This is a genomic window from Bradyrhizobium sp. STM 3562 (genome assembly GCF_045571435.1).
In the GTDB taxonomy this organism is placed as follows: domain Bacteria; phylum Pseudomonadota; class Alphaproteobacteria; order Rhizobiales; family Xanthobacteraceae; genus Bradyrhizobium.
This window is the reverse complement of record NZ_CP120694.1, coordinates 2,159,560-2,185,659: the sequence shown is the minus strand read 5'-3', so window position 1 is coordinate 2,185,659 and position 26,100 is coordinate 2,159,560. Positions and strand designations below refer to the sequence as shown.

At 62.5% G+C, this 26,100-nt stretch carries 20 protein-coding genes and 1 pseudogene; 16 read left to right on the top strand and 5 right to left on the bottom strand.

What is annotated here, in order from left to right; all coding sequences use genetic code 11:
- Positions 1-42 precede the first annotated feature (42 nt).
- From P6U23_RS10085 to P6U23_RS10025, 13 genes are all read left to right on the top strand, one after another.
- Complete coding sequence (locus tag P6U23_RS10085; protein WP_407181400.1) at positions 43-858, top strand: ABC transporter ATP-binding protein; 816 nt, start codon at positions 43-45, stop codon at positions 856-858.
- Positions 855-2,786, top strand: coding sequence for a long-chain fatty acid--CoA ligase (locus P6U23_RS10080; RefSeq protein ID WP_407179485.1), 1,932 nt, complete (start codon positions 855-857; stop codon positions 2,784-2,786). The genes P6U23_RS10085 and P6U23_RS10080 overlap by 4 nt, the downstream gene beginning before the upstream one ends.
- Before the next feature lie 224 nt (positions 2,787-3,010).
- Complete coding sequence (locus P6U23_RS10075; RefSeq protein ID WP_407179484.1) at positions 3,011-3,904, top strand: branched-chain amino acid ABC transporter permease; 894 nt, start codon at positions 3,011-3,013, stop codon at positions 3,902-3,904.
- Positions 3,905-3,906: 2 nt separating this feature from the next.
- Positions 3,907-4,980 (top strand): branched-chain amino acid ABC transporter permease, encoded by a 1,074-nt coding sequence (locus P6U23_RS10070; protein WP_407179482.1) that lies wholly within the window; start codon positions 3,907-3,909, stop codon positions 4,978-4,980.
- 53 nt (positions 4,981-5,033) lie between these two features.
- Positions 5,034-6,314, top strand: coding sequence for an ABC transporter substrate-binding protein (locus tag P6U23_RS10065; protein ID WP_407179480.1), 1,281 nt, complete (start codon positions 5,034-5,036; stop codon positions 6,312-6,314).
- A 154-nt stretch (positions 6,315-6,468) separates the two neighbouring features.
- Positions 6,469-7,308 carry an ABC transporter ATP-binding protein gene (locus P6U23_RS10060; protein ID WP_407179478.1) on the top strand — a complete coding sequence of 280 codons (840 nt, stop codon included), beginning with the start codon at positions 6,469-6,471 and terminating at the stop codon, positions 7,306-7,308.
- Between the two features lie 131 nt (positions 7,309-7,439).
- Entirely contained in the window at positions 7,440-8,663 is a 1,224-nt protein-coding gene (locus P6U23_RS10055) for a phenylacetate--CoA ligase family protein (RefSeq protein WP_407179476.1), read from the top strand.
- An 8-nt stretch (positions 8,664-8,671) separates the two neighbouring features.
- Complete coding sequence (locus P6U23_RS10050) at positions 8,672-8,797, top strand: hypothetical protein (RefSeq protein WP_407179475.1); 126 nt, start codon at positions 8,672-8,674, stop codon at positions 8,795-8,797.
- 52 nt (positions 8,798-8,849) lie between these two features.
- A complete protein-coding gene (locus tag P6U23_RS10045; protein WP_407179474.1) occupies positions 8,850-9,071 on the top strand; it encodes a hypothetical protein in 222 nt (73 codons plus the stop codon).
- A gap of 12 nt (positions 9,072-9,083) precedes the next feature.
- Positions 9,084-9,506: a hypothetical protein gene (locus tag P6U23_RS10040; RefSeq protein ID WP_407179473.1), complete on the top strand. Its 423-nt coding sequence runs from the start codon at positions 9,084-9,086 to the stop codon at positions 9,504-9,506.
- A 387-nt stretch (positions 9,507-9,893) separates the two neighbouring features.
- Positions 9,894-10,940 carry an AraC family transcriptional regulator gene (locus tag P6U23_RS10035; protein WP_407179471.1) on the top strand — a complete coding sequence of 349 codons (1,047 nt, stop codon included), beginning with the start codon at positions 9,894-9,896 and terminating at the stop codon, positions 10,938-10,940.
- A gap of 182 nt (positions 10,941-11,122) precedes the next feature.
- Positions 11,123-12,844, top strand: coding sequence for a ShlB/FhaC/HecB family hemolysin secretion/activation protein (locus P6U23_RS10030; RefSeq protein ID WP_407179470.1), 1,722 nt, complete (start codon positions 11,123-11,125; stop codon positions 12,842-12,844).
- A gap of 15 nt (positions 12,845-12,859) precedes the next feature.
- Positions 12,860-17,653, top strand: a complete 4,794-nt coding sequence (locus tag P6U23_RS10025; RefSeq protein ID WP_407179468.1) for a YDG domain-containing protein — start codon at positions 12,860-12,862, stop codon at positions 17,651-17,653.
- A 31-nt stretch (positions 17,654-17,684) separates the two neighbouring features.
- Here the strand turns inward: P6U23_RS10025 and P6U23_RS10020 are convergent, their stop codons facing one another.
- Genes P6U23_RS10020 through P6U23_RS10010 form a run of 3 tightly spaced genes read right to left on the bottom strand, consistent with a single transcriptional unit; the run spans position 17,685 to position 20,318 of the window.
- On the bottom strand, positions 17,685-18,785 hold the full coding sequence (locus P6U23_RS10020; RefSeq protein ID WP_407179467.1) for a DegT/DnrJ/EryC1/StrS family aminotransferase: 1,101 nt from the start codon (positions 18,783-18,785) through the stop codon (positions 17,685-17,687).
- Between the two features lie 7 nt (positions 18,786-18,792).
- The gene (locus tag P6U23_RS10015) at positions 18,793-19,245 is read right to left on the bottom strand and encodes an acyltransferase (RefSeq protein ID WP_407179466.1); all 453 of its coding nucleotides are present in this window, start codon (positions 19,243-19,245) and stop codon (positions 18,793-18,795) included.
- Between the two features lie 11 nt (positions 19,246-19,256).
- Complete coding sequence (locus tag P6U23_RS10010) at positions 19,257-20,318, bottom strand: Gfo/Idh/MocA family protein (protein WP_407179464.1); 1,062 nt, start codon at positions 20,316-20,318, stop codon at positions 19,257-19,259.
- Between the two features lie 317 nt (positions 20,319-20,635).
- Here P6U23_RS10010 and P6U23_RS10005 point away from each other — a divergent pair, with 317 nt between their 5' ends.
- The 3 genes and pseudogenes from P6U23_RS10005 to P6U23_RS09995 all read left to right on the top strand — a co-directional run bounded on the left by P6U23_RS10005 (position 20,636) and on the right by P6U23_RS09995 (position 23,981).
- Positions 20,636-21,538 carry an NAD-dependent epimerase/dehydratase family protein gene (locus tag P6U23_RS10005; RefSeq protein WP_407179462.1) on the top strand — a complete coding sequence of 301 codons (903 nt, stop codon included), beginning with the start codon at positions 20,636-20,638 and terminating at the stop codon, positions 21,536-21,538.
- A 39-nt stretch (positions 21,539-21,577) separates the two neighbouring features.
- Positions 21,578-22,918, top strand: coding sequence for a hypothetical protein (locus tag P6U23_RS10000; protein ID WP_407179461.1), 1,341 nt, complete (start codon positions 21,578-21,580; stop codon positions 22,916-22,918).
- Positions 22,919-23,029: 111 nt separating this feature from the next.
- Positions 23,030-23,981 (top strand): annotated as a pseudogene (locus P6U23_RS09995) (IS630 family transposase).
- Positions 23,982-23,988: 7 nt separating this feature from the next.
- Here the strand turns inward: P6U23_RS09995 and P6U23_RS09990 are convergent.
- Together P6U23_RS09990 and P6U23_RS09985 are read right to left on the bottom strand one after the other, a co-directional pair.
- Positions 23,989-25,170, bottom strand: a complete 1,182-nt coding sequence (locus P6U23_RS09990) for a glycosyltransferase family 4 protein (protein WP_407179460.1) — start codon at positions 25,168-25,170, stop codon at positions 23,989-23,991.
- On the bottom strand, positions 25,163-26,095 hold the full coding sequence (locus tag P6U23_RS09985) for an NAD-dependent epimerase/dehydratase family protein (RefSeq protein ID WP_407179458.1): 933 nt from the start codon (positions 26,093-26,095) through the stop codon (positions 25,163-25,165). Before P6U23_RS09985 ends, P6U23_RS09990 begins: the two co-directional genes overlap by 8 nt.
- Between the last annotated feature and the right edge of the window lie 5 nt (positions 26,096-26,100).

Here is a 26,100-nt window from a genome sequence, read left to right as displayed (position 1 = left end):
CCTAGGCGCCAAGTCCGGGAGGAGTTTTTGGTGGACTATATTCTGCAAGCGCGTGGCGTATCCTTGCGATTCGGCGGCGTCCGCGCGTTGACCGACGTCAACTTCGGCGTCAAGGACGGCGAGCTGTTCTCCATCATCGGCCCCAACGGCGCCGGCAAGACCTCGATGGTCAACTGCATCTCCGGTCGCTACCGGCCGAGCGAAGGCAGCCTCGTCTATCGCGGGCGCGAGATCACCTCGCTCAATCCCAACGCCCGTGCCTCGCTCGGCATCGGCCGCACTTTCCAGAATCTGGCGCTGTTCCACCACATGAGCGTGCTCGACAACATCATGGTCGGGCGCCATCACCTGCTGAAGAACAATTTTCTGACGGGCTCGCTGTACTGGTTCACCGGCGCGCGGGGCGAGGAGCTGGAGCACCGCCGCAAGGTCGAGGAGATCGTCGACTTCCTCGACCTGCAACCGGTGCGCAGGGCGACGGCCGGCACCCTCTCCTACGGTCTGCGCAAGCGCGTCGAGCTCGCTCGCGCCATGGCCCTGGAGCCCAAGCTGATCCTGCTCGATGAGCCGATGGCCGGCATGAACTTCGAGGAAAAGGAGGACATGGCGCGCTACATCGTCGATCTCAACGAGGAGTTCGGCATGACGGTGGTGATGATCGAGCACGACATGGGCGTCGTGATGGACATCTCCCATCGCGTCATGGTGCTGGATTTCGGCCGCAAGATCGCCGAAGGCGATCCGGCGGCCGTACTCGCCGACCCCCACGTCAAGCGCGCCTATCTCGGCGAAGAGGACGAAGTGCTGGTCGATCCCGACGAACAACCTGCGCCGATGCCTGCGGAGAATGTGGCATGATGGACTATGCAGGACGCGTCACGCAGGGCGACACCTATCCTAAACTGTTGCGCCTCAACGCGCGCGAGCATGGCAACGAGATCGCGCTGCGCGAAAAAGATTTTGGCCTGTGGCGCCTGTTGACCTGGAATGACTATCAGGCGCGGGTCCATGATTTTGCGCTCGGCCTGCTGGAGGTCGGCATCAAGCGCGGCGATGTCATCGGCATCATCGGCGACAACCGTCCCGATTGGGTTGCTGCCGAAATCGCTACCCATGCGCTTGGCGCCTTCAGCCTTGGGCTTTATCGCGACGTGCTGGACGAAGAGGCGGCCTACCTCCTCAACTATGGCGAAGCAAAGCTTGTCTTCGCCGAGGATGAGGAGCAGGTCGACAAGCTGCTCGGTCTCGCCGACCGCGTGCCGAAATTGAAGCACATCGTCTATTCCGACCCGCGCGGCATGCGCAAATATGACGACCGGCGTCTGATGCAGGCCGACAGGCTTGCCGCCATGGGCCGCGAGCGCGCGGCGCGCGAGCCGGGCCTTTACGACCGCCTGGTCGACGCAACCAAGGGCGAAGATGTCGCGATCCTCTGCACCACGTCGGGGACCACTTCGCATCCCAAGCTCGCCATGCTCGCGGCGGGACGCGTGCTGCGGCATTGCGCGACTTATCTCGCCTTCGATCCCAAGGGACCAGAGGACGAATATGTTTCGGTGCTGCCGCTGCCCTGGATCATGGAGCAGGTCTATGTGCTCGGCAAAGGCCTGTTGTGCCGGATGAAGGTCAACTTCGTCGAAGAGCCCGACACCATGATGAACGATTTCCGCGAGATCGCGCCGACCTTCGTGCTGTTCGCGCCGCGCGTCTGGGAATCCATCGCCGCCGACGTACGCGCCCGCGTCATGGACGCCTCGCCGCTCAAGCAGCGCCTCTATGACCTCGGCATGAAAGCCGGACTTGCGGCAACCGAGCAAGGCAAGCGCTCCGCCTTCGCCGACATGCTGCTGTTTCGTGCGCTGCGCGACCGCCTCGGCTTCACGCGGCTGCGCTCGGCGGCAACCGGCGGCGCCGCGCTAGGGCCCGACACATTCAAGTTCTTTCAGGCCATGGGCGTCCCCTTGCGCACGCTCTACGGCCAGACCGAGCTGCTAGGCGCCTACACGCTGCACCGAAGTGGCCAGGTCGATCCTGATACCACCGGCATCGCCATGGCCGACGACATTGAAATCCGCATCGAGCAGCCGGACATGCATGGTGTCGGCGAGATCGTGGTGCGACACCCAAACATGTTCTTAGGCTACTACAAGAATCCGCAAGCCTCTGTTGCCGACATGCGGGACGGCTGGCTGCATTCCGGCGATGCCGGCTATTTCAACGACAACAAGCAGCTCGTCGTCATCGACCGCATCAAGGATCTCGCCGAAACCTCGCGCGGCGAGCGCTTTTCGCCGCAATATATCGAGAACAAGTTGAAATTCTCGACCTACATCGCCGAAGCCGTGGTGTTGGGCGCCGGGCGCGACTATCTCGCGGCCATGATCTGCATCCGCTATTCCATCATCTCGAAATGGGCGGAGAAGAACCGAATTTCCTTCACGACCTACACTGACCTTTCCTCCCGCCCAGAGGTCTATGCGCTCTTGGAGAAGGAGGTGGAAGCGGTCAACGCAACCCTGCCGCCGGCGCAACGCATCGCAAAATTCCTGCTGCTCTATAAAGAGCTGGACGCGGACGACGGCGAACTGACCCGCACCCGAAAGGTGCGCCGCGGCGTGATCAACGAGAAATACGCCGACATCATCGACGCCATCTACCGCGGAGATAGCCACATCCCCGTCGACACGATCATCCGCTTTCAGGACGGCACCACTCAACCTATCCGCACCACGCTTCGCGTGGTCGATCTGGCGGCGCAGCCGCATATCGCGGAGGCCGCGGAGTGAGTCTTCAGCACCAACTCCAGCAAAAGGCGCCATGGCTGGGCTTGTCGCCGCCATCCGCGCCTTCGATCCGCTCACGTGCCGAAACATGGATGCCCGAGGCAAGCCCCGGCATGGCGGTGGAGAGAGAATCGCGTTCCTGCTGCTCGGAAGCTCCCCTCACCCGGATTGCTTCGCAATCCGACCTCTCCCCGCATCCGGGGAGAGGTTAGCATCACACGACCCGCATGAACACCGCCTTCCTCATCCAGCTCCTCGTCAACGGCCTCGTCGTCGGCACGCTCTACGGCGTGGTCGCGATGTCGTTCGTGCTGATCTACAAGGCCACCCAAGTCGTCAACTTCGCGCAAGGCGAACTGCTCCTGATCGGCGCCTGGGTGTGCTGGGCCCTGCTAACCAGATTCCAGGTGCCGTTCTGGTTCGGCATGCCGCTGACGCTCGTCTTCATGTTCGTCTTCGGCATCGCCGTTCAGGTCGTGATCTTGCGGCCGATGATCGGCGAGCCGATCATTTCGGTAATCATGGTCACGATCGGTCTTTCGACCGTGTTTCAGGCCGCGCTGAAATGGATCTTTGGCGTCAACCCTCAGCCCTTCCCGCGTGTGTTCCAAAGCCAGTCGATCGATTTATGGGGCTTGCAAATCCAGACCGTCTACCTGATGAGCCTCGTTGTTTCGCTGCTGATGATGGTCGGCATGGCCTGGTTCTTCCGTGCCTCGAAATACGGGCTGGCGATGCGCGCGACGGCGTTCAATCAGCAGGTGGCGCAGTCGCTCGGCATTTCCGTGAAAAGCGTCTTTGCCATGGCCTGGGCGATCTCGGCGACGGTGTCGGCGGTCGCAGGCGTGGTGGTTGCAGTCGTCAACGGCGTCTCGTCCGGCCTGTCCGCCTACGGCATCAAAGTGTTTCCGGCGGCAATCCTCGGCGGCCTCGACTCCATCGGCGGCGCCGTGCTCGGCGGCATCATCATCGGCCTGTTGGAAAACATCGCCCAATATGTCGATAGCCAGTATCTGCACTGGGGCAATCTCTATGAGATCGCGCCGTTCTACGTCTTGATCATCATTCTCATGATCAAGCCGTACGGACTGTTTGGCACCAAGGACATTGAGCGCATCTGATCATGGCGAGCTCCACCCTCATCCCTGCCGGCGATTTCCGCACCTCCTACGCGGCCGATACTACGATCTTCCCGACCAAAGCGAGCCGCAATTTTGCGATCGCCGGTGTCGTGCTGCTCTGTTTCGGGCCGCAGCTCTTCAGCGCCTATTGGCTCTCCATCTGCATCCAGATCGGGATCTTTGGCATTGCCGCGTTGGGGCTCAATATCCTGGTCGGCTTCACGGGGCAGATCTCGATCGGACACGCAGCGTTCTTTCTCCTTGGAGCCTTCACCTCGGCCTACATCTCCAACAATTCGCCGATCCCGGTGTTCTTCGCGATTCCGCTCGCGGGTCTCGTGACCGCGCTGGTCGGCCTCATCTTCGGCATTCCCGCCGCGCGGCTGAAGGGTCTCTATCTCGTGATCGCGACGCTCGCCGCCCAATACATCCTGCTCGATTTCTTCTCGCGTGCGGAATGGTTCTCCGGCGGCTCGGTGCCGGCCAGCGCCAATCCCTTCTCGATCTTCGGTTACACAATGCAGGGCGACCGGCAATATTTCTATGTCGTGCTCGCCTATCTGCTCTTAAGCTACGTGCTCGTCACCAATTTGATGCGCACGCGCGATGGCCGCGCGCTGGTGGCGATCCGCGACCATTATCTCTCCGCGGAGATCATGGGCATCAACTTAACCAAATACCGTACGCTCTCGTTCGGGCTCGCCGCCTTCTTCGCCGGCATAGCGGGTGCGCTCTATGCGCACTACCAGCTCGTCATCTCCCAGGAAGGCTTCGGCATCGAGCGTTCCATCCTGTTTCTCGCCATGATCATCATCGGCGGCACCGGCTCGATCATGGGCACGCTGATGGGCACCGCCTTCGTGGTGCTGCTGCCGGAATCCATGGAATGGCTCAGCCTGCATTTGAAAGGCAGCGCGATCGACCATGCGCTCGCGCTCAACAACAACATCACCTTCCTGCGCGAGATCGCGATCGGGCTGATCATTATCGCCTTCCTGATGTTCGAGCCGGACGGGCTCGCGCATCGCTGGCGGCAGATCAAGATATATTGGAAGCTCTACCCGTTTTCGCACTGAGGCCGAACCCAAATATTTCAACAGGCTCAACAAAAAACAGGAGGAAAACACCCATGACGATCAAATCTCTTTTGAGCACGGTTTCGCTGGCGCTTTTGCTCGGCACGGCTTCGGCCGGCGCGCAGCAGATTTCGATCGGGCATCTGGAGGATCTGTCGGGCGGCACGTCCGATGTCGGCACGCCGTACGGCCAAGCCGTCGCCGACACGTTTGCCTGGATCAACAAGAACGGGGGCATCGGCGGCAAGCAGGTCAGTGTCGACAGCAATGATTACGGCTATCAGGTGCCGCGCGCGATTGCGCTGTACAAGAAATGGTCGGCACCGGACAACAAGGTCGCGGCGATCATGGGCTGGGGTACGGCGGATACCGAGGCGCTGACCGGCTTTCTCGCGCAGGACAAGATCCCCGATATGTCCGGTTCCTACGCCGCCGCGCTGACCGACCCCGAGGGCAGCAGTGGGAAGGCCAAGCCTGCGCCTTACAATTTCTTCTACGGCCCGACCTACTCCGACGCGCTTCGCGCGATGCTGATGTGGGCGGCCGAGGATTGGAAGGCCAAGGGAAAGCCGGGCAAACCGAAATTCGTGCATATGGGTGCGAACCATCCCTATCCCAACGCACCGAAAGCCGCCGGCGAGGCGCTTGCAACCGAGCTCGGCTTTGACGTGCTGCCGCCGCTGGTGTTCGCGCTGGCGCCCGGCGATTACAGCGCGCAATGCCTCAGCCTGAAGAGCTCCGGCGCCAACTACGCCTATCTCGGCAACACCGCAGCCTCCAACATCTCCGTCATGAAGGCCTGCAAGGCCGCCGGCGTCGACGTGCAATTCCTAGGCAATGTCTGGGGTATGGATGAGAACGGCGCCAAGACGGCGGGCGATGCCGCCGACGGCATCGTCTTTCCATTGCGCACGGCGGTGGCCTGGGGCGGCGATGCGCCCGGCATGAAGACGGTGATGGAAATTTCAAAAATGTCCGATCCATCAGGCAAGGTCTATCGGCCTGTGCATTACATCGCCGCCGTCTGCTCGGCGATGTACATGAAGGAAGCGCTGGATTGGGCCGCCAAGAATGGCGGGCCCACCGGCGAGAACGTCGCCAAAGGTTTTTACCAGAAGAAGGATTGGGTCCCCGCCGGGATGGAAGGCGTCTGCAATCCCTCGACCTGGACCGAGAAGGACCACCGCGGCACGATGAAGGTGGATCTGTATCGCGCCAAAGTGTCGGGTTCGACCGATGGCGATCTCAACAACCTCATGGCCAAGGGCACGATCAAGCTCGAGAAGGTGAAAACCGTGGAGCTGCCGCGCAAGCCGGAATGGTTCGGGTGGTGAGCTCGGGTTTGCGCCCGAGAATCCCAAGCACCCAATGGTCATCCCCCGCGAAAGCGGGGGATGAAGTACGCCGCGGCTCCTCAGCGAAGCACTGGCGTCTCTGGAATACTGGGTTGTCCGCAGTCGCGGGCAACCACAGCAGGAGGCACTCGCCATGATCGAAACCCTCGATATCGCTCGCCCGACCGCGACATCCACCACCCTTTCCCCCCTCCTCGCCGTGCGCAACATCGAGGTTGTCTATGACGACGTCATCCTGGTGCTGCGCGGCCTCAGCCTCGAGGTGCCGAGGGGCGCGATCGTGGCGCTGCTTGGGGCGAATGGCGCCGGCAAATCGACCACGCTGAAAGCGATCTCTGGCCTGCTCAAGACCGAGGACGGCGAAGTGACGCGCGGCGAGATCGTCTTCGACGGCGAGCGCATCGACGGCATCGATCCCGACAAGATCGTCCGCCGCGGCATCTTTCAGGTGATGGAGGGTCGCCGCATCGTCGCCGACATGACGTCGCTGGAAAACCTGAAACTCGGCGCCTTTACACGCAATGACCGCGAGGTCGATGCCGATCTCGAGATGGTCTTCAAATATTTTCCGCGCCTGAAGGAGAGAACGGGACTGGCCGGCTATCTCTCCGGCGGCGAGCAGCAAATGCTCGCGATCGGCCGTGCGCTGATGGCGCGGCCGAAGATGATCTTGATGGACGAGCCCTCGATGGGCCTGTCGCCGCTGCTGGTGAAGGAGGTGTTTGCCATCATCAAGCAGATCAACCGGGATCTTGGCGTCACTATTTTGCTCGTCGAGCAGAATGCGCGCGCCGCACTGTCGGTCGCAAGCCACGGTTACATCATGGAGCAGGGCAAGGTCGTGCTCGATGGCACCGCCGACGCGCTGCGGAATAATGAAGACGTCAAGGAGTTCTATCTCGGCGGCGCCGGCGACCAGCGCAAGAGTTTCAAGAACCTGAAGAGCTTCAAAAGGCGCAAGCGGTGGCTGTGAGTACAAGTCGGGCCGTCGTTCTGGCCCGTGCGAAGCGCGAACCTCTGATCCACAATGCGCATCGGGGGACCTCGAGATTCCGGGTTCGGCCATCCAGGCCGCCCCGGAATGACGTGCGTGGGGCATAGCACATGAGCGACTACTACGACTCCCGTGAAACGCGCGATCCCGCCGAGCGCGAGGCTGAGTTGTTTACGCGGCTGCCTTCCATTCTGCGCAAGGCGATGGAAGCGCCGGCCTATGCGGAGCGCCTGCGCGGCATCGATCCTGCCGCGATCACCAGCCGCGCTGCCCTGGCGCAACTGCCTGTGCTGCGCAAATCCGAGCTGCCCGCCCTGCATAAGGCCGCCCCGCCCTTCGGCGGCTTCGTTGCGACGCCGCCTGGCTCCTTCGCGCGCCTCTTCACCTCGCCGGGCCCAATCTTCGAACCCGAGACCGCGCATACCGACCCCTGGCGCGGCGCGCGGGCGCTGTTCGCGGCCGGCTTCCGGCCGGGCGATGTCGTGCTCAACACCTTCAGCTATCATCTGACGCCCGGCGGCTTTATCTTCGATGCCAGCGCGCGGGCGCTTGGTTGTGCGGTCATTCCGGCCGGCCCCGGCAATACCGAGGCGCAATTCGAGCTGATCGAGGCCTATTGCCCGACCGGCTATAGCGGCACGCCGGATTTCTTAAAGATCCTGATCGATGCGGCGATCGCCGCCGGCCGCGACGTCTCCTCAATCAAGCGCGCGCTGGTCTCGGGCGCAGCCTTTCCGCCCTCGCTGCAGAAGGAGATCAAGTCGCACTGCATCGACGCCTATCAGGCTTTCGGCACCGCCGATCTCGGCATGATCGCCTTCGAGACGCCGGCGCGAGAGGGCATGGTGGTCAACGAGGATATCATCCTGGAGATCGTGAAGCCCGGCACCGGCGAGCCGGTTGCGCCTGGTGATGTCGGCGAGATCGTCGTCACCTCGCTCGCTCCGGATCATCCCTGGATCAGGCTTGCGCTCGGCGACCTCACCGCCAGCCTGCCCGGCATCAGCCCGTGCGGCCGCACCAACATGCGCATCAAGGGCTGGATGGGCCGCGCCGACCAGACCACGAAGGTCAAGGGTATGTTCGTGCGGCCCGAACAGATCGCCGAGATCGCAAAACGCCATTCGGCGCTCGGCCGCGTGCGCCTGGTCGTCACACGCTCCGGTGAGACCGACGTGATGACCTTGAGGGCGGAATGCGAGTCGCCGAGCGAAAGCTTGCAGAGCGAGCTTTCGGCCACCTTGCGCGCCCTGACGAAGCTCGGCGGTGTGGTGGAGCTGGTCGCCGTCGGCTCATTGCCCAATGACGGCAAGCTGATCGCGGACGAGAGATAGACCAATCCATGAGCGACGAAGACACGCTTCGCACGCGCGGAGCGAAATCTCATGCCGAGGTGGCGCTCGCAAAAGTGATTGCGGCCAAGCCGCCCTGGACCGAACACAAGACCGGTAGTTTTGTCTTTTTTTGAAACCCCCCGACTTCGGCGGGATTGTTCTTGGCAGCAACCCAGGAGGACAATCATGGCAATCCAGATCGTGATGGACCGCTCGGGCGACACCCGCCACCGCTTCGACCGCAATGACGCGCAGGAACTGGCCAAGGCGGAGCAGCGCTTCTACGAGCTGACGAAGGTCGGCTTCACCGCCGCTGTGCGGACCGGTGCGGGCGAGATCTCGCAGATCCGGTCCTTTGATCCACACGCGCAAGAAACTGTCTTCCTCCCCCGGCTGGTCGGCGGATAACGGCCCTGCGCCATGCCGCGCTCCACGCCGCCTCGCACAGGAGAACGTTCGCGGGTGAGAGCCACAAGGGCTCTCTTCATCAAACACGGCGCCGAAAGGACCCCGGAAGGCCGATCCCTGCTGCTTCTGCGGGAGTGGCTGTCGCCAGCCCAGCGGGCGCAGTTTGGGAAAAAGGGATATTTCGAGGTGATCGGCGGCGAAACCGGCAAGCGGTACCGGATCTATCCGGGCGCCATCTCGAACGTGTGCGAGATCGACGAAAAAGGCCGCCCAAAGCTCGGCCTGTGCTTCCGAACGCTCGGCGAGCTGCCGATCGGAGACGTGATGCTTGCCCAAAAGATCGCGCTGGAAAGCTCGGAGAGCAGCGCCCTCGCGGTGGCCAGACGATTCCTTCCAAACGGTTTCTGGTTCCGCGGAAGCAGGCTCCTTGGCTGAGCGGAGACGGCGGTTCGACCCGCAACCGTGCTCGCAGACCGCCGGGCTTCATGCAACTAACCTGCGCGAAGCGTTTTTATCTGCAACCAGAAGTTGGCACCTATCGATACACCGCCGTCTACAGCTCCTGCGGTGATTTGTCGCTAGGCTTCAGCCGCGCGCGTTGCCGCCTCCGTCTGTTGCTATCGCCCCCACCCGTCTAGCGGAAGACTCCCACGCTGGTATAAGCCTCACGAGACTTGGTCCCAGGCGGTGAAGTCACATCGCGCTCGAATACCAGGCGCGCCGATGCCAAGGGCATTGCCGTGCTCGAGGACGGTGCGATTGCCACTCCGGTGTCGCCGCTTGGGAGCACAGCGGGGAAGAAGCAGTCCAGGAGGCGAAGACATGACGGACGCGTTCGAGCAGACCCGCAAAGCGAACAGCATTCCGCACTCCGTACTGGATACCACGGGCATGCCGGCCCGGCGGGCTTATGCGCTATGGCAGGAACAGATGGGCGCGCTGGGGGACATTCGCCTCTCCCGTTCTCTCGACGACGGGTTTGAGGCCCATGTCGAGGCGTTCCTGCTCGGCAATATGGTCCTGTGCACATCGCGCTCGGCGGCACAGACCTTCGATCGCTCCCGTTTTCGCATCGCCCAGGACGGGGTGGACCACTATGTCTTGCGTTTTCTCAGCCGCGGCAATGCATTTTGCCGCACGCGAGACACAGACTACAAGTTGCGCCCCCAGGACCTCTTCATCAACGATCTGAGCGCCGTGATGCGGACGGCGATTTCGGATCTCGAGGCGCTGTCCCTTATCATTCCCCGCGCCATGCTTGCCCCTTTGCTGAGAGAGCCCGATGCGCAGGACCTGCGCGTCGTGCGCGGCGAGAATGTTCTGATCAAATTGCTGCAAGATCATCTTTGGTCCTTGTTCCGTCATGCGCCCCGCATGAACGGAGACGACGTGTCCGCCCTGACGGCCCCCACTCTGGATCTGGTGGCGGCGGCCATCAACGGCGCAGTCGCGGAGGAGCGCGCGTCCGGCGTGACGACATGCCTGGTCGACGCCATTTGCCGCCATGTCCGGCTGCACATGATGGATGGCGATCTTTCGCCGGAAAAGATCGCCGCGCATTTCGGCATATCCCCGCGCAAATTATCTTATCTCTTCGAGGAGATGGGTGGGATCTCAGCCTATATCCAGTCGCAGCGCCTGCATCTTGCGCGGCGGGTGCTGGCCGATCCGGCGCAGCGGGACACGACGATTGCCGATCTTGCCGAGAGATTCGGCTTTTCTCACCGGCCCAGTTTCACCCGTGCTTTCGAGCGGGTTCACGGCATGAGCCCCCGGCAGGTCCGTGCATTGGCGCTGGCCAAGAAAACCGCGAGACAGGATGCCCTCTCTTCCTCCTGGCACGAGTGGATCAGGGAGCCTGGAGCATGATACGGAAAGCCGCTACGTCGCGCTGACATCAGCCGATAGCATCTCGTCTTGCGCGTAAGGATACGTTTTTGACCGGTATCTGCGCATAGGGCTTCTTCCGGCCACCGGCCATCGGCAACCATTGATTTTGCCAACCCGTTGTTGCGACTTGCCGATTTTGGCATGTTTCCGGGCGGTTTGAGTTGGCGAGACGGCGGGCATTTTTTATCGGGTTGCTTGTTGGCAGCGCATCCCTCCCAAGTTACGCGCAGGATGCCGGATCTCTGCTGCGGGAGCAGCAGCGGCAGCAGGACCTGCAGCGGCTGGAGCGCCTGCCGCAGCCGGAGGAAAGCCGGCCGCGACCGGTGCCTGCCGTCGGCCCCGAGAACGGCGAGACCATTGTGGTCCGCGACCTGCGCTTCACCGGCAAGGTCGAGCTCTTGCCCGCGGCGAAGCGGGCCAGCATCATCGCAGCCGACAAGGGCAAGCGCCTCGGCATATCAGGAATCAAAGCCATTGCCGACGAGGTCACCATCGCGATCCAGGCGCGAGGGCGGATGCTCGGCTACGCCGTGCTGCCGCCCCAGGACATCACGGAAGGTGTCGTCACCATTCATATCCTCGAGGGGAAACTGGAGAGGATCGAGTTCGAGCGGAAGTCAGGCGTGCGGATCCGGGAGGAGCTGCTGAGCGGGATCGCCTCCTCCCGCGTACAGCCTGACGGCCTCGAGAAGCAGGACCTGGAGGACGCGCTGCTCCGCATGAACGACCTGCCCGGGGTGAGCGCGCGGGCGAAGCTCGTGCCGGGCGCGACACCGCAGAGCAGCAGGCTTGTCATCGATGTCGAGCAGCAGCCGATCGTCTCCGCGGCCGCCTGGGGCGACAACTACGGCAATGCGTCCACCGGCGAGGCGGAGAGCAGTGCGCAGCTCACGCTGACCGACCTGACGGGCTATGGCGACCAGACGCGCCTCGGCGGAACGTTTTCGGAAGGCCAGCAATTCGGGCAGGCCAATGTCAGCATGCCCTTGTGGGCGAGCGGCTTCACGGCCAATGCCAATTACCAATATCTGACCTACCGCGACAGGGATGATCTCGGCAAAGCCCTCGGGCTCGAAGGCCACGCGCATTTTGTAGGGTTCGGGCTCGACTACAGCCTCATCCGCTCACGCGACCTCAATGTCCGCCTGTCCGAAACATTGAACTGGAAGGCGCTGGTCGACGACTCCGTAGTGGGTCGGCTTCAGAACAAGCGCTCGATTTCCGAAACATTCGCGGTCTCCGGCGACATGCGCGATGGCCTTTTCGGCGGCGGGCTCACGAGCTGGTCGCTGGGATGGACGTTCGGCAATCTCGACCTCTCGCGCGTGGAGAGCGCGTTGGCCGTCGATCAACTGGGGTTGCAGACGCAAGGCGGTTTCCATCGTCTCAATGCGAGCTTCGCGCGGCTGCAGAAGCTGCCGGGCGATTTTTCACTGTTCGCGCGCCTCTATGGGCAGTGGGCCAGCAAGAATCTCGATTCGTCGGAGGATTTCGCCCTCGGCGGTCCGTATGGCGTGCGCGGCTATCCGGTAGGCGAAGGGCGCGGCGACATGGGTCTCCTGGAGACCATCGAGCTGCGCTACGACGCGCCGATCCCCCCGGCATGGGGACAGGTGCAACTCGCAACATTCCTCGATGCCGGCCAGGTTCGCATCAACCGCTTCCAGAACGGCGTGCCGACGCTGAATGAATGCGGCTGCAACGCATACGGCCTCGCGAGCACGGGCCTCTCCGCGCGCTGGACGCGGGAGAATGTGAGCTTGTCCGTTACATGGGCGCATACGCTCGGCGACAATCCAGGCCGCTCTGTTTTCACCGATGCGAATGTCGACGGCAAGACCAGCAGTCAGCAGGTCTGGCTTCAGGGCACGATCAGGTTTTGATCCGGAGGGCCGCAGATGAACAGGATCTACAAGCACATCTGGTCGAAGACCCTCGGCCGCCTGATCGTGGTCCCCGAATGCGTGAAGGGCGGGCAAGGCCGAAAAGCCGGGCGGCGCAGGATCGGCGCTTTGCTGGCGTCCACCACCGCCCTCTCCTTCGCGGGTCCGGCCGTCGCGCAAAGTGCCCTGCCGAGCGGCGGTCAGGTGGTCTCGGGCGCTGCGACGATCGCGACCAGCGGCAACGCCATGACGATCAATCAGTCCACGGACCGGATCATCGCCAACTGGCAGAGCTTCTCGATTGGCGCCGGCAACTCCGTCACCTTCAATCAGCCGAGCGCCTCCTCGGTCGCCCTCAACCGTGTCGTCGGACAGGATCCGTCGCAGATCCTCGGCTCGCTCACCGCCAATGGACAGGTCTTCCTGGTCAATCCCAACGGCATCGCCGTCGGGAAAGGCGCGAGTGTCCAGACCGGCAGCTTCGTAGCCTCGACACTCGGCATCACCGATGAGAATTTTCTTGCCGGCAATTATCGCTTCACGGGGACCGGCGGGTCCATCGTCAACCAGGGCAACATCAACGGCAACGTCGTCGCGCTGATCTCTCCCTCCGTGACCAACGAGGGAACGATCAAGGGCTCGACCGCGCTGGCTGCCGGCACTGACGTGCTGCTCGATTTCAACGGCGACGGGCTGATCTCGGTCGAGGTCAAGGCCTCGACTATGGCGACGCTGGTCCAGAACAAGGGGCTGATCAAGGCCGACGGCGGCTCGGCGATCCTCACCGCCAAGGGCGCCTCCGACGCCATGAAGGGCGTCGTCAACAATTCCGGCACGGTGCAGGCGCAGACGATCGGCAAGAAGAAGGGCCGCATCTACCTGCTCGGCGACATGGATCATGGGGAGGTCAATGTCTCGGGCAAACTCGACGCCTCAGCGCCGAACGGCGGCGACGGCGGCTTCATCGAGACCTCCGCCAGGAAGGTCAAGGTCGCCGACAATGGATCCGTCACCACCAAGGCCGCGAGCGGTGCGACCGGGACCTGGCTGATCGATCCCAACGACTACACCATCGCCGCCTCCGGCGGCGACATCAGCGGCGCGGTGCTCTCCAGCTACCTCGCCAGCACAGATATCACGATCAAGAGCAGCTTCGGCACGCAGCCGGGAAACGGCGACATCTTCGTCAACGACAACGTGAGCTGGTCGGCCAACACGCTGACGCTCAGCGCCGCCCGCAACATCGTGATCAACAGCGCGATGTATGCCTCGGGCACTGCCGGCCTCGCGCTCGAATACGGCCAGGGCGCGGTCGCCTCCGGCAATACGGCGACCTACACGGTGAACGCGCCCGTCAACCTCTCGCCCTCAAGCGTCTTCACCACCAAGCTCGGCTCCGATGGACCCACCACCGACTATACGATCATCACCAGCCTGGGCAGCCAAGACAGCGCCACGGCCGCCGACCTGCAAGGCATGCGGGGCAATCTGTCCGGCCATTACGTGCTGGGGGCCGACATCGATGCCAGCGCCACATCGGGCTGGAATTCCGGTGCGGGGTTCAATCCCATCGGCCCGAGCCTTGTCGGCTTTACCGGCACTCTCGACGGCCTCGGCCACACGATCTCCAACCTGACAATCAATCGGTCCACGCAGCAAGGCGTCGGCCTGTTCGGCAATACGAACTTCGCGACGATCCGCAATGTGGGCCTTGTCGGCGCGGCAATAACCGGCCTCAATAGCGTCGGCGGATTGGTTGGTTCCAGCAATAGCACCACAATCAGCAATTCCTCTGTCTCCGGCTCGGTAGCCGGAAACGGCAACGTCGGTGGCCTGGTCGGGGCGACCGACCTCGGCACGATCACCGGGTCCTACACAATCGCCGCGGTGAACGGCAGCGACAATGTCGGCGGGCTGGTGGGGCTTAACTTCCAGGGCACGATCGGCAATTCCCACGCTTCAGGCGTGACGGCAGGAACCAACCAGGCGACTGGCGGGCTGGTGGGGGTTAACGAGGGCGCGATCAGCAATTCCTACGCGTCCGGCCGTGTGGTCGGCAATGACGACGCCGGCGGGCTGGCAGGAGTGATCGCCGCCGGCGGCACGATCAGCAATTCCTATGCCTCCGGTACAGTGACGGGGACCGACCAGGTTGGCGGGCTCGTTGGCCTTATCTCATCCGGCATCGTCAGTAATTCGTATGCCACTGGTCCGGTAGGTGGCGCTACGAACGTCGGCGGGCTGGTGGGATTTAATGCTGACACCATCAACAATTCTTACGCCACTGGTTCGTCCATGGGTTTTACGAGTGTCGGCGGACTGGTAGGGTCTAATGGCGGTACGGTCACGGCCAGCTTCTATAACGCCGAAACAACCGGTCGGAGCGTCGGCTGCGGCGGCAATAGCGGCACATGTTCGGCGACGGGGCTGACCACAGCCCAGATGAACAATCCTTTCACCTTCATCGATGCGGGATGGGATTTCGCTTCCGTCTGGGGCACGCCGACGGCGGGCGGCGCGCCGCTGTTGCGATCGCTGACGACGGCCGCACTCTATGATTATTACGTGCGCCTCTCCGGCAGCCTCTCGATGGTCTACGGCGACAGCAATCCCTCCCTGGCAGGCATCACGCTTGACGGCGTGGGGGCCGGCAATGTCTCCCTGAACTGGGGCAGCGCCATCACCTCGTCGACGAATGCCGGCACCTATGCGTGGTCCGGGTCGAACGTCCTGTCGCTGTCATATTCCATGGGCTCGGCAAACCAGTATTACGTTGATTACGGCTCGGGCAGCCTCTCCATCAAGAAGCGGGTGCTGGGTCTTGCCGGCAGCCGCACCTATGACGGCACCACCGATCTCGCCGCCTCGATCTTCACCCTGAACAATCTCGCCAATGGCGAGACGTTGACGCTCTCCGGCAGCGGCTCGATGGCGAACAAGAGTGCCGGAACGAGCAAATCGCTGACGCTCGGCACGCTTACGCTCGGAGACGGCACCGGCCTTGCGTCGAACTACACGCTCGTGGGCGGCACGGATACGGTGGACATCCAGAAAGCGGCGATCTCGGGCATCACCGGCATCACGGCCGCGAACAAGATCTATGACGGCACCACAAGCGCCACGCTGGATACGTCGGGTGCGACTTTCACCGGCATCATCTCCGGGGACCGGCTGACGATTGTGGGCGCCACCGGCACCTTCGCTGACAAGAATGCCGGCGTGGGCAAGACCGTCAGCATCTCGGGCCTGACGTTCGGCGGCCCGGACGCCGGCAATTACACGATTGGCGGAACCGCAACGACCACCGCTGACATCGCCAAAGCCGTGATCACCTCGATCACCGGCATCACCGCGGCCAACAAGACCTATGACGGCACGACCAGCGCCGCGTTGAACACCTCCGGTGCGAGCTTCACCGGCATGATCTCCGGCGACAGCCTGACTGTTGCGAGCGCCACTGGCGCTTTTGCCGACAAGAACGCCGCGACGGGCAAGACCGTCACCATATCCGGCCTGACGCTCGGCGGCATGGATGCCGGCAACTACACGCTCGCCGCAACGAGCGCGACCACCACCGCCGACATCGCCAAGGCCGCGATCAGTGCAGTCACGGGGATCACGGCCGCGAACAAGACCTATGACGGCACGACCTTTGCCGCGCTGAATACCTCGGGTGCGGGTTTCACCGGCATGATCGCGGGCGACAGCCTGACCGTTGCGGGTGCCACCGGTGCTTTTGCCGACAAGAATGCCGGCGTCGGCAAGATCGTCACCATCTCGGGCCTGACGCTCGGCGGCGCGGACGCCGGCAACTACGCCCTCGCCGCCACGACCGCGACCACCATGGCCGACATCGCCAAGGCCGCGATCACCGCAGTCACGGGGATCACGGCCGCGAACAAGACTTATGACGGCACGACAAGCGCCACGCTCGACACCTCGGGTGCGGGCTTCAACGGCCTGATCTCCGGCGACAGCTTGACGTTGGCGAGCGCTACTGGTGCTTTCGGTGACAAGAACGCCGGCGTAGGCAAAACCGTCAACGTCTGGGGCTTGACGCTTGGCGGCGCGGACGCCGGCAACTACACCCTCGCCGCCACGACCGCGACCACCACGGCCGACATCGCCAAGGCGCCGATCACCGCGGTCGCGGGAATCACGGCCGCGAACAAGATCTATGACGGCACGACAAATGTCGCGCTCGATACCTCGGGTGCGAGTTTCACCGGCACGATCTTGGGGGACAGCTTGACGCTTGTGGGTGCTACCGGCGCGTTCAGCGATAAGAATGCTGGCGTTGGCAAGACGGTGACGATCTCGGGCCTGACGTTCGGCGGCGCCGATGCCGGCAATTACACATTCGCCGGAACGGCCGCGACCACGGCCGATATCGCCAAGGCGACGATCACGGCGATTTGGGGAATCACGGCCAACGACAAGATCTTTGACGGCTCGACGGCGGCAACCCTGAACACATTGACCGCACGCTTCAACGGCATGATGCCCGGCGACGAGCTCAGCATCGGGTCCGCCGCTGCCGTCTTCGACAGCGCCACGCCGGGATACCGCAAGCCCGTCACCATCACGGGCTTAACACTCGCCGGCGCCGATGCCGGCAATTACACGCTCGCCGACACAACGGCCTCCAGCACCGCCAGCATCGTTGTCGGCAACACCGCGCCGCTCTTGCCCGAACAGATCGAAAGGACCGCCGTCAGCGGCTTCGGAGCCCCAACGGCCCTCTTGCTCGATCCCGGCCCAACCCTGGTCGAAACCTCCAACGCAAGATCCTGGAATGAACGTCCGTAAATTCGCCTCGTGACCGGTCCGTCGGCGCGGATCAACCGAACTCCTTCACCAGCTCGATCACATGCTGCTGCTGGGCGGGGGTGATCTCGGCGAACATCGGCAAGGAGAGGATTTTGCCCTGATCCCCAAAGGCATTGGGAAACTGCTCCGGCCGATGCGCGAAGCGCGCATAGGCGGGCAGAAACGGCAATGCGGTCGGATAATTCACCGCGGTCTGCACGCCGCTCGCATTGAGATGCGCTGCCAGCGCGTCGCGACGCGGATGCTTGATGGTATAGAGGTGGTAGACGTGCTCGCGGCCGGGCGCGACCTGCGGCACCTCGACAGTCTCGATTTGATTTAGCCCGGCATCGTAAATCCTGGCGGCCTCCTGCCGCGCCCTTGTCCAGGCGGCGAGATGCGGCAGCTTCGCCGACAGGATTGCGGCCTGAATGCCGTCCAGCCGGCTGTTGATGCCCTCGATCTCGTGCTTGTGCTTGATCAGGCCGCCATGGCGCGCCAGCATCGCGATCCGCTCGGCGAGCTTGTCGTCATTGGTGATCACCGCGCCCGCATCACCCATCGCGCCGAGATTCTTGCCGGGATAGAACGAATAGGTCGCAGCCGCACCGAAGCTGCCGACCGGCCTGCCCTTATAGCGCGCCAGATGCGCCTGCGCGCAATCCTCGATCACCCAGAGCTTATGCTTCTGCGCAATCGCCATGATGGCGTCCATGTCCGCCGCCTGGCCATAGAGATGCACCGGGATGATGCCGACGGTGCGCGGCGTGATCGCGGCTTCGATCGCCTTCGGATCAATCGTGAACGTCGCCCCGTCCGTGTCGCAAAACACGACCGTTCCGCCGGCGTGAGTAATCATCGCCGAGGTCGAGATCCAGGAATGCGCCGTCGTGATCACCTCATCGCCCGGCTCAACCTTCAGCGCAGCCATCGCCAGGTAAAGCGCATCAGTGCCGTTGGCGCAGGAGATGCAGTGCCTGGCCTCCGCAGCGCGCGCGAACTCACGCTCGAACGCATCGACATAGGGCCCGCGAATGAAGGCGTTGTCGCGGATGACGCTCGCGATCGCGCCGTCGATCTCGGCCTTGATCGTCTGATACTGCAACTGCAGGTCGGCGAAAGGTACCTTCATCCCATTCTCACTTCCGCACCCGCAACAAGCGCGCCGGATTGCCGGCATAGGTACCGGGTGTGGTGATGTCCTTGGTCACCACCGCCCCCGCCCCGATTACCACATCGTCCACGATGTGCACCGGCAGGATGGTCGCGTTGGAGCCGATGGAGACGCGATTGCCGATCACGGTCTCACGCCACAGTTCCTTGCGGCCACGCGCGGGGGCTCCGGTCGAAAACGTGTCGTTGATGAACATCACGCCGTGGCCGATGAAGCAATCCTCGCCGATGGTCACCAGCTCGCAGATGAAGGCATGCGACTGCACGCGCGTGCGCGCGCCGATGCTCACATCCTTCTGGATCTCGACAAACGGCCCGACAAAGCAGTCGTCGCCTATTCTGCAGCCGTAGAGATTGCAGGGCTCGACGATGCTGACCCGCGCGCCGAAATCGACATCGCGCACGCCCGCCTGATGCATTTGCGGCGCTCTCACGACACCATGCCCAGCCGGCTCAAGCGCGGCTCGAAGCGCAGCGCCACCTCGTGGCCGGTTTCGATCGACTCGTAAAGCGCCGAGATCAGCTCGAGGCTCTTGCGCCCCTCCAGCCCATCCACCAGCGCCGCGCGCTGGCTGACCAGGCACTCCACGACATGCTGATAATAGGCCTGATGGCCGAAACCGTAGACATTCGGCGGATTGACTGAGAATTTGTCGATCACCTCCTTGTCCGACGGCAGTTCGCCGACGAAACGCCAATGCCTGATCTGGTTCACCGCAAAGCCCGCGATTTCGACCGTGCCTTTCTCGCCCAGGATGGAAAGCGAGCCCTCGAGGTCGGCCGGGCGCGTCGCGGTGGTCGCCTCGATGATCCCGAGCGCGCCGTTGCGGAATTTCAGCGTGGCGACCGCGGTGTCCTCCGTCTCGATTTTCACCAGCGCGGAGACGGCGCGGGCATGCACGCTGACGACGTCGCCGAAGAACCACTCCAGCATGTCGATGTGGTGGCTGGCCTGGTTGCAGAGCACGCCGCCGTCATAGGCCCAGGTTCCGCGCCAGGCGTCCTGATCGTAATAGGCCTGGTCGCGGCACCAGCGCACACGTACCGTGCCCAGCACGAGCTTTCCGAACCGGCCCGCATCGAGCGCCTCGCGCGCTTTCACCACCGGCACGTTGAAGCGGTTCTGCTTGACGACAAACAGCTTGACCCCGGCCACGTCGCAGGCGCGGATCATCTCATCGGCATCCTGCAGCCGCAGCGCCATCGGCTTCTCGACCACCACATGCTTGCCGGCCCTGGCGCAGGCGATGACATGGACGGGATGCAGCCCGCTCGGGGTCAGCACCGACACCACGTCGATGTCCTTGCGCGCGAGGAATTCCTCGATGTCGTAACTCGCGGGCACGCCGAATTTGGCCGCGATGCCATCTGCCCGTGCGCGCACCGGATCGCAGACAGCGACGAGCTTTGCGCCCTCGATGTGATTGCCACCCAAGAGATCGGAATGGCGCTTGGCAATGCGCCCGCATCCGAGCAGGCCAAATCTGATCATCAAGACTTCCTTTGCGGACGGCCTCTCGAGCGGCAGGCAAACCCTTATGATGGCACTTGGCAGGAGTGCGCGGCACAAGGTCGGCCCGCCCCGTATATTCAAAAAAGACCGGGTAAATCAAGGCGATTGGGGCTGCCCTGTCCGGCCGGCGCCGCTGTGCGGCCCGGCCGCAGGCGACGCTTCCCGCACAGGCGGTGCGGCGAGGCTGGAACGCAAAATGCCCCTTTGCAAGCCGCAGCCCGATGCACTAGCTTCTGCGGCCTCTTCCGATGTCATTCAGGCCGCAGCCGCGGCGTTTGGCGGTTTGGTGCGTTCTAATGACCGACAACACCACGGTGCTCGTCACCGGCTCGGACGGCTTTATCGGCCGCCATCTCGTTCCCTATCTTGCTTCGCATGGTTTTCATGTGATCGCGGCCTCGCGCTCGGCGGCCGCAGCTGGCGACAATATCACCGCCGTCGGCCTACCGGATCTCTCCACGCCGTTCGATTGGACACCGCTGTTGGAGCAATGCGACGCGGTCGTGCATTTGGCGGGCATCGCCCACACCTATGCCGACGAGGACCTCTATGACCTCGTTAATCACCGCGCCACCCAGGCACTCGCCCGTACGGCCGCGGGGCTTGGCAAGCATCTCGTCTTCATCTCCTCGATCGCCGCACAATCGGGCTCTTTCTCCGACCAGGAACTGACCGAGGACGACCTGCCGCAACCGACCAACGCCTACGGTCGATCGAAGCTCGCCGCCGAAGAGGCCATTCGGAGGGCCGGCGGCTCGTTCACCATCCTGCGCCCGGTCGTGATTTACGGCCAGGGCGAAAAAGGCAATCTCGCAACGATCCGGAAAATCGCGCGGCTGCCCCTTCCATTGCCGTTCGGCGGCCTGACCGCACGGCGCTCGGTCCTGTCGGTGCAGAATCTGAGTTCGGCGATCACGACCGCCTTGACCGATCCGCGCGCACGGCGACAGACCTTCATCGTCTCGGACCCGACGCCGGTCACTGTCGCCGATCTCATCGCGCGCTACCGTGCAGGTTTCGGCCGGCCCGCCTGGCTTTTCCCCGCGCCGAAAGTGCTGTTCGAGCTGGCCCTGAAAATTGCTGGGCAGACGCCGATCTGGCAGCGGATCGGCTGCCCGCTGGTGGCGCGGCCCAACAAGCTGCTGGCGCTCGGCTGGAAGCCGGTCGAGTTCTCAAGGCTCGGACTGGCAGGCAAGTGAACGGCACCAGCCCGACCGTCCCGCAACAGGACCATCCGCATGATCGTTAACAAGGATTCGCCCGTTACAGGCTCGCTTTCCGAGCGCGCTGCTCTGGTCCTCTTGATCGCCGTTCACATCGTCCTCTGCTGCGTTTCGCTGGTCTATCTCAGTCGCAACTACTCCGGCTACCATATCTATTTTGATCCGGCTCTGCGTAGCGGCGCGATTGCAGTTGTTGCTGCTTTTTCGATCCTCTCGCTTCTGTTTGTGCGATTTCCTTTCAGCTTCGGCTATCTCGTCGGTTTCTATTTCTACACGATGGTGACCGGTTATCTCTGGCTCAACTGCTTCTCGGATTTCAACTATAATCACTCGTTGAGTGGCGCCTCTGCGGCTGCCGCGATGGTCACCTTCCTCATCCCCGCACTATTCATCTCAAGGCCGATTCATGGCAGCAGCATCATCGGAGCCGCGACATTCGATCGCCTCCTGACTGCCATTTTGGTTGCGGGCGTCCTGACCGTCCTCGTTGGTGCAGGCTACAACTTTAAACTCGTTTCACTGGCGCAGATGTATGAATTCCGCAGCAAGCTCAGTATGCCTGGCATGCTGAACTACGCAATCGGGATCGTATCGAACGCGCTGCTGCCTTTCGCTTTCGCCTGCTTTGCCGTGCGTCGAAACTATTGGCGCGCGGTCCTCACGCTCGCCGTTCTGGTGTTCTTTTATCCGATTACTCTCAATAAGGTAGCCCTCTTCACGCCTGTGTGGCTCTTGATCATAGCGATCCTCTCGCGTCTGTTCGGCTGCCGCATAACAACCGTCATCTCGCTGTTGCTGCCGCTCACAGCTGGGACGATTGCGTATACGACGCTCGGTCAATCAGCCAGGTTTTTCTTCGAACTGATCAACTTACGAATGGTCGCGACGCCGTCGAATGCGATGGACGTCTACAACGATTTCTTTTTCCACCATCCCTACACCTATTTTTGTCAAATCAACCTTCTCAAGATGATCGTCTCCTGCCCCTATCAGGATCAATTAGGGGTCGTGATGAACCAGGCCTATCCTGGCTTCGGTAACTTCAACGCCTCACTATTTTCGACCGAAGGCATTGCCTCGGTCGGGCCTCTGTTCGCGCCGCTGTCAGTCTTGCTGTGCGGACTGGTGATCGGGTTCGCCAATCGCCTGTCCGCGGGCCTGCCCCTGCGCCTTGTCTTGATCTCGAGTTCGGTTCTCGGACAGCTTCTTTTGAATGTTCCGCTGACAACGACCTTGCTTTCCCACGGCGCTGCGTTGCTGTTCCTACTCTGGTATATCACGCCGCGCGGCATGCTGCCGGAGCAAGCTTCCCTGCTTGGACCGGCTCTCGTTCCCGAGTTCTCCCAGCGCAAGTGAGATCGGAATGGGCCGCTCTAGAGCAATTCATGGCTAGGCTGAATCGGGAGAGATTCCCCTAAGGGTTGGTTTGTGATTCAAGATGCTGGCTGGGCTGGGGGCCAGCATCTGATGAGCCGACCTCTTTCCAATGATCTGCGAGAGCGAGTGGTGGCGGCGGTGGCAGCTGGCGAGAGCTGCCGTACGGTAGCGGCACGGTTTGGTGTTGCAGTGTCGTCGGTGGTGAAGTGGTCGCAGCGCCATCGGGCGACCGGCTCGGTGAGCCCGGGCAAAATGGGCGGGCATCGCAAGCCGGTGCTGGAACCACACCGCGCTTTCATCAAAGAGCGGATCCGACAGACGCCGCATCTGACGCTGCACAAGCTGAAGGACGAACTCGCCGCGCGCGGGGTCAAGGTCTCGCACAATGCGGTCTGGACATTCCTGCGGCGCGAAGGACTGCGATTCAAAAAAACGCTGTTCGCCCTCGAGCAAGGCCGCGCTGACGTTGCGCGTCGGCGGCGACGCTGGCGGTCATGGCAGGCCAGCTTGGATCCCCAGCGCCTGGTTTTCATCGACGAGACCTGGATCAAAACCAGCATGGCCCCGCTGCGCGGATGGGGACCGAAGGGCGAGCGGGTGCGAGGTTTTGCCCCGCACGGCCACTGGCGAACGCTGACTTTTCTCGGCGCTCTGCGCTGCAATGGTCTCACGGCCCCTTGCGTCTTCGACGGGCCGATCAACGGCGAGTGCTTGCTTCCGAGCTTATGTCGAACAGCAACTCGTTCCCGTTCTCAAGCCCGGCGACATCGTCATCATGGACAATCTCGGCAGCCATAAGTCGGCCGCTCTGCGCCGCATCATCCGCGGCGCCGGCGCCAGGCTCTGGTACCTGCCGCCTTACTCACCAGATCTCAATCCGATCGAGCAGGCCTTTGCCAAGATCAAGCATTGGATGCGCATCGCCCAGAAGCGCACCATCGAAGACACTTGGCGTTGCATCGGCGACCTCGTCACAACTATCCAGCCCCGCGAATGCAGCAACTATTTCGCCAACGCAGGTTACGCTTCCGCCAAATCGTGAAACGCTTCTAGCGCCTTGCCGCATGCCATTCGCGGGCGCTTCGGATCAGCCGAGCAAAATTTTCTGCGAACGCCGCAACTCGTACCTCGACATTCGGCAGCAAGGTTCGAACCACCGGGGATCCGCTCGCGGCCCAGGTATCAGCGAGGTGGTCCGCCAGGGTTTCGGCATCATCGACCCCGAAATAGCGCGCCGTTCCGTTCGTCTGCTCCACATGGACCTCGATGTTGGACAAAACCATCGGCACGCCGAAGGACTTGGCCTCTTCGACTGTGGTACTCCAGCCTTCAAATCTTGAGGGATTGATCAGTGCTATCGCCGTGCGCAAAAACGCAAAGACGTGGGGAAGCGGAATCATTCCGAGATGACGGAAATTCGTCTCCAAACCTTGGGCCTTGATGTCGCGCGTGATGCTTTCGAAGTAGCCGGGCTCGCGCGGCTCCTCGAGGCTCCCGGACGCAACGACCAAGACGTCAACGCCGCGCTGTTTCAGAAGCGCGAGCGCCCGGATGACGAGACGGTGATTCTTGTGGACCCAAAGGTGATTGGGCAGGAAGAAGAACTTCGGCGGCACCGCATACTGCGCCAGAACCTGCAAAGCATCCACCGCCAGCAAATGGGACGCAGGCTCGCTCGCAAATTGCACCACCGCGATATTGTTCGTCAGCCTAGGGTAAAGGCTCCGCAAGTCGGCCAGAGCGCTGTTGCTGCTTAAGAGGATCGTCCGCTGACCTGCGATTTGCGCGCGAAAGCCGAGATCACGTCGCCACCGCGCCATCGGCGCAAACAGATGTGGTAGCTTGCGATGCTGAAAATCAGGAAACCATGCGATCGCAGGCAACGGCAGGCGCCGTCCGAAGAAGCGCGCCGATTCGAACACCACGTCGATTTTGGCGGCTCGAAACGCCTCGGCTGCCTGACCGTCAAGCCCGAGCGCAACTGCGCTTATCAGGCCCGCATGCCGTCGATCGAAGGCCGCCGATCTTAAAATTTCGACGCCAGGAATGGTCGCGAGAGCATCGAGTTCATCGGGAGGTGCGTAAGCTCCGGCAAAGAGAACCGGCGAAATTTGGCCTGGGCAATATCGATTGAGCGCCGCAAACAGATTGCTTTGATAGTTGTAGCCGCCTGCCCAAAGCTGGCGAGAAATGTGGGTGAACGCGACGCGAACATGACTTTTCTCATCCACGCGCCTGCCCCTTGAACCAGGTCACATAGTCCATAATCCCACGCTCCAGGGGAATCCGCCATTCGAACCCGATGCGGCGCAACGTGCTGTCATCGGCGACCAGGCTGTACGGGTCTCCGGGACGCGCGCGACCGGAATAGCTGACAGTCGTCTCTCCGCCAAAATGCCGCACCATCATGTCGGCGATATCGGCCACACGCGTCCCGCTACCCGATCCGCCATTGATCACGCGATAGCGCTCATCGCAGGGCAGCGCACCCAGTGTCGCAAGCAGCCGCGCCACATCTCTCACGTCAGTCCAATCCCGCATTTCACTGCCAGTGCCACCCAGGTTCAGGCTTGGGCCACCCTGGCTGAGCCGGGAACAGACATCCCAGAGCAATTGCTTACGAAGATTGGCGCCATAGACCGAAAATAGTCGCACGACCACGCTGGATATCCCGTAGCTCAGCGCGTAGCTCTTGCACAATTGCTCCATCATCAGCTTGTGATGGCCGTAAGGCGCCATCGGCGCCAATGCCGCATGTTCGGAAATCGGCCCGTCATGGTTGGCGCCATAGACCGCCGCACTTGAGGCCACCACCAAAAGACAATGCGGCGCGGAATTGCGCAGCCATTCGAGAAGCCTTGCGGTGCTCGCCACCGTCCGCGAGAAGTCTTCGAGAGGCAGTTCGATAGATAGCCCAACCGAAGAGCCGCCCGCGAGATGGAAAATCTTGGACGGCAAGCCATGCATGGCGGCGAGCGCGTTCAGATTGGCGGCCTCGATCTCGCCATTGATCCAGGTTTTTAGACCAAGACGGCGCCGATCAGACTCGTCGAACGCGCCATGACCGAGGCCGTGAACCGCATCGCCAGCCCTGGCCAATTCGCTTATCAGATAACGGCCGATAAACCCGTTCGCGCCGGTAATCCAAACGCTCATGGCTC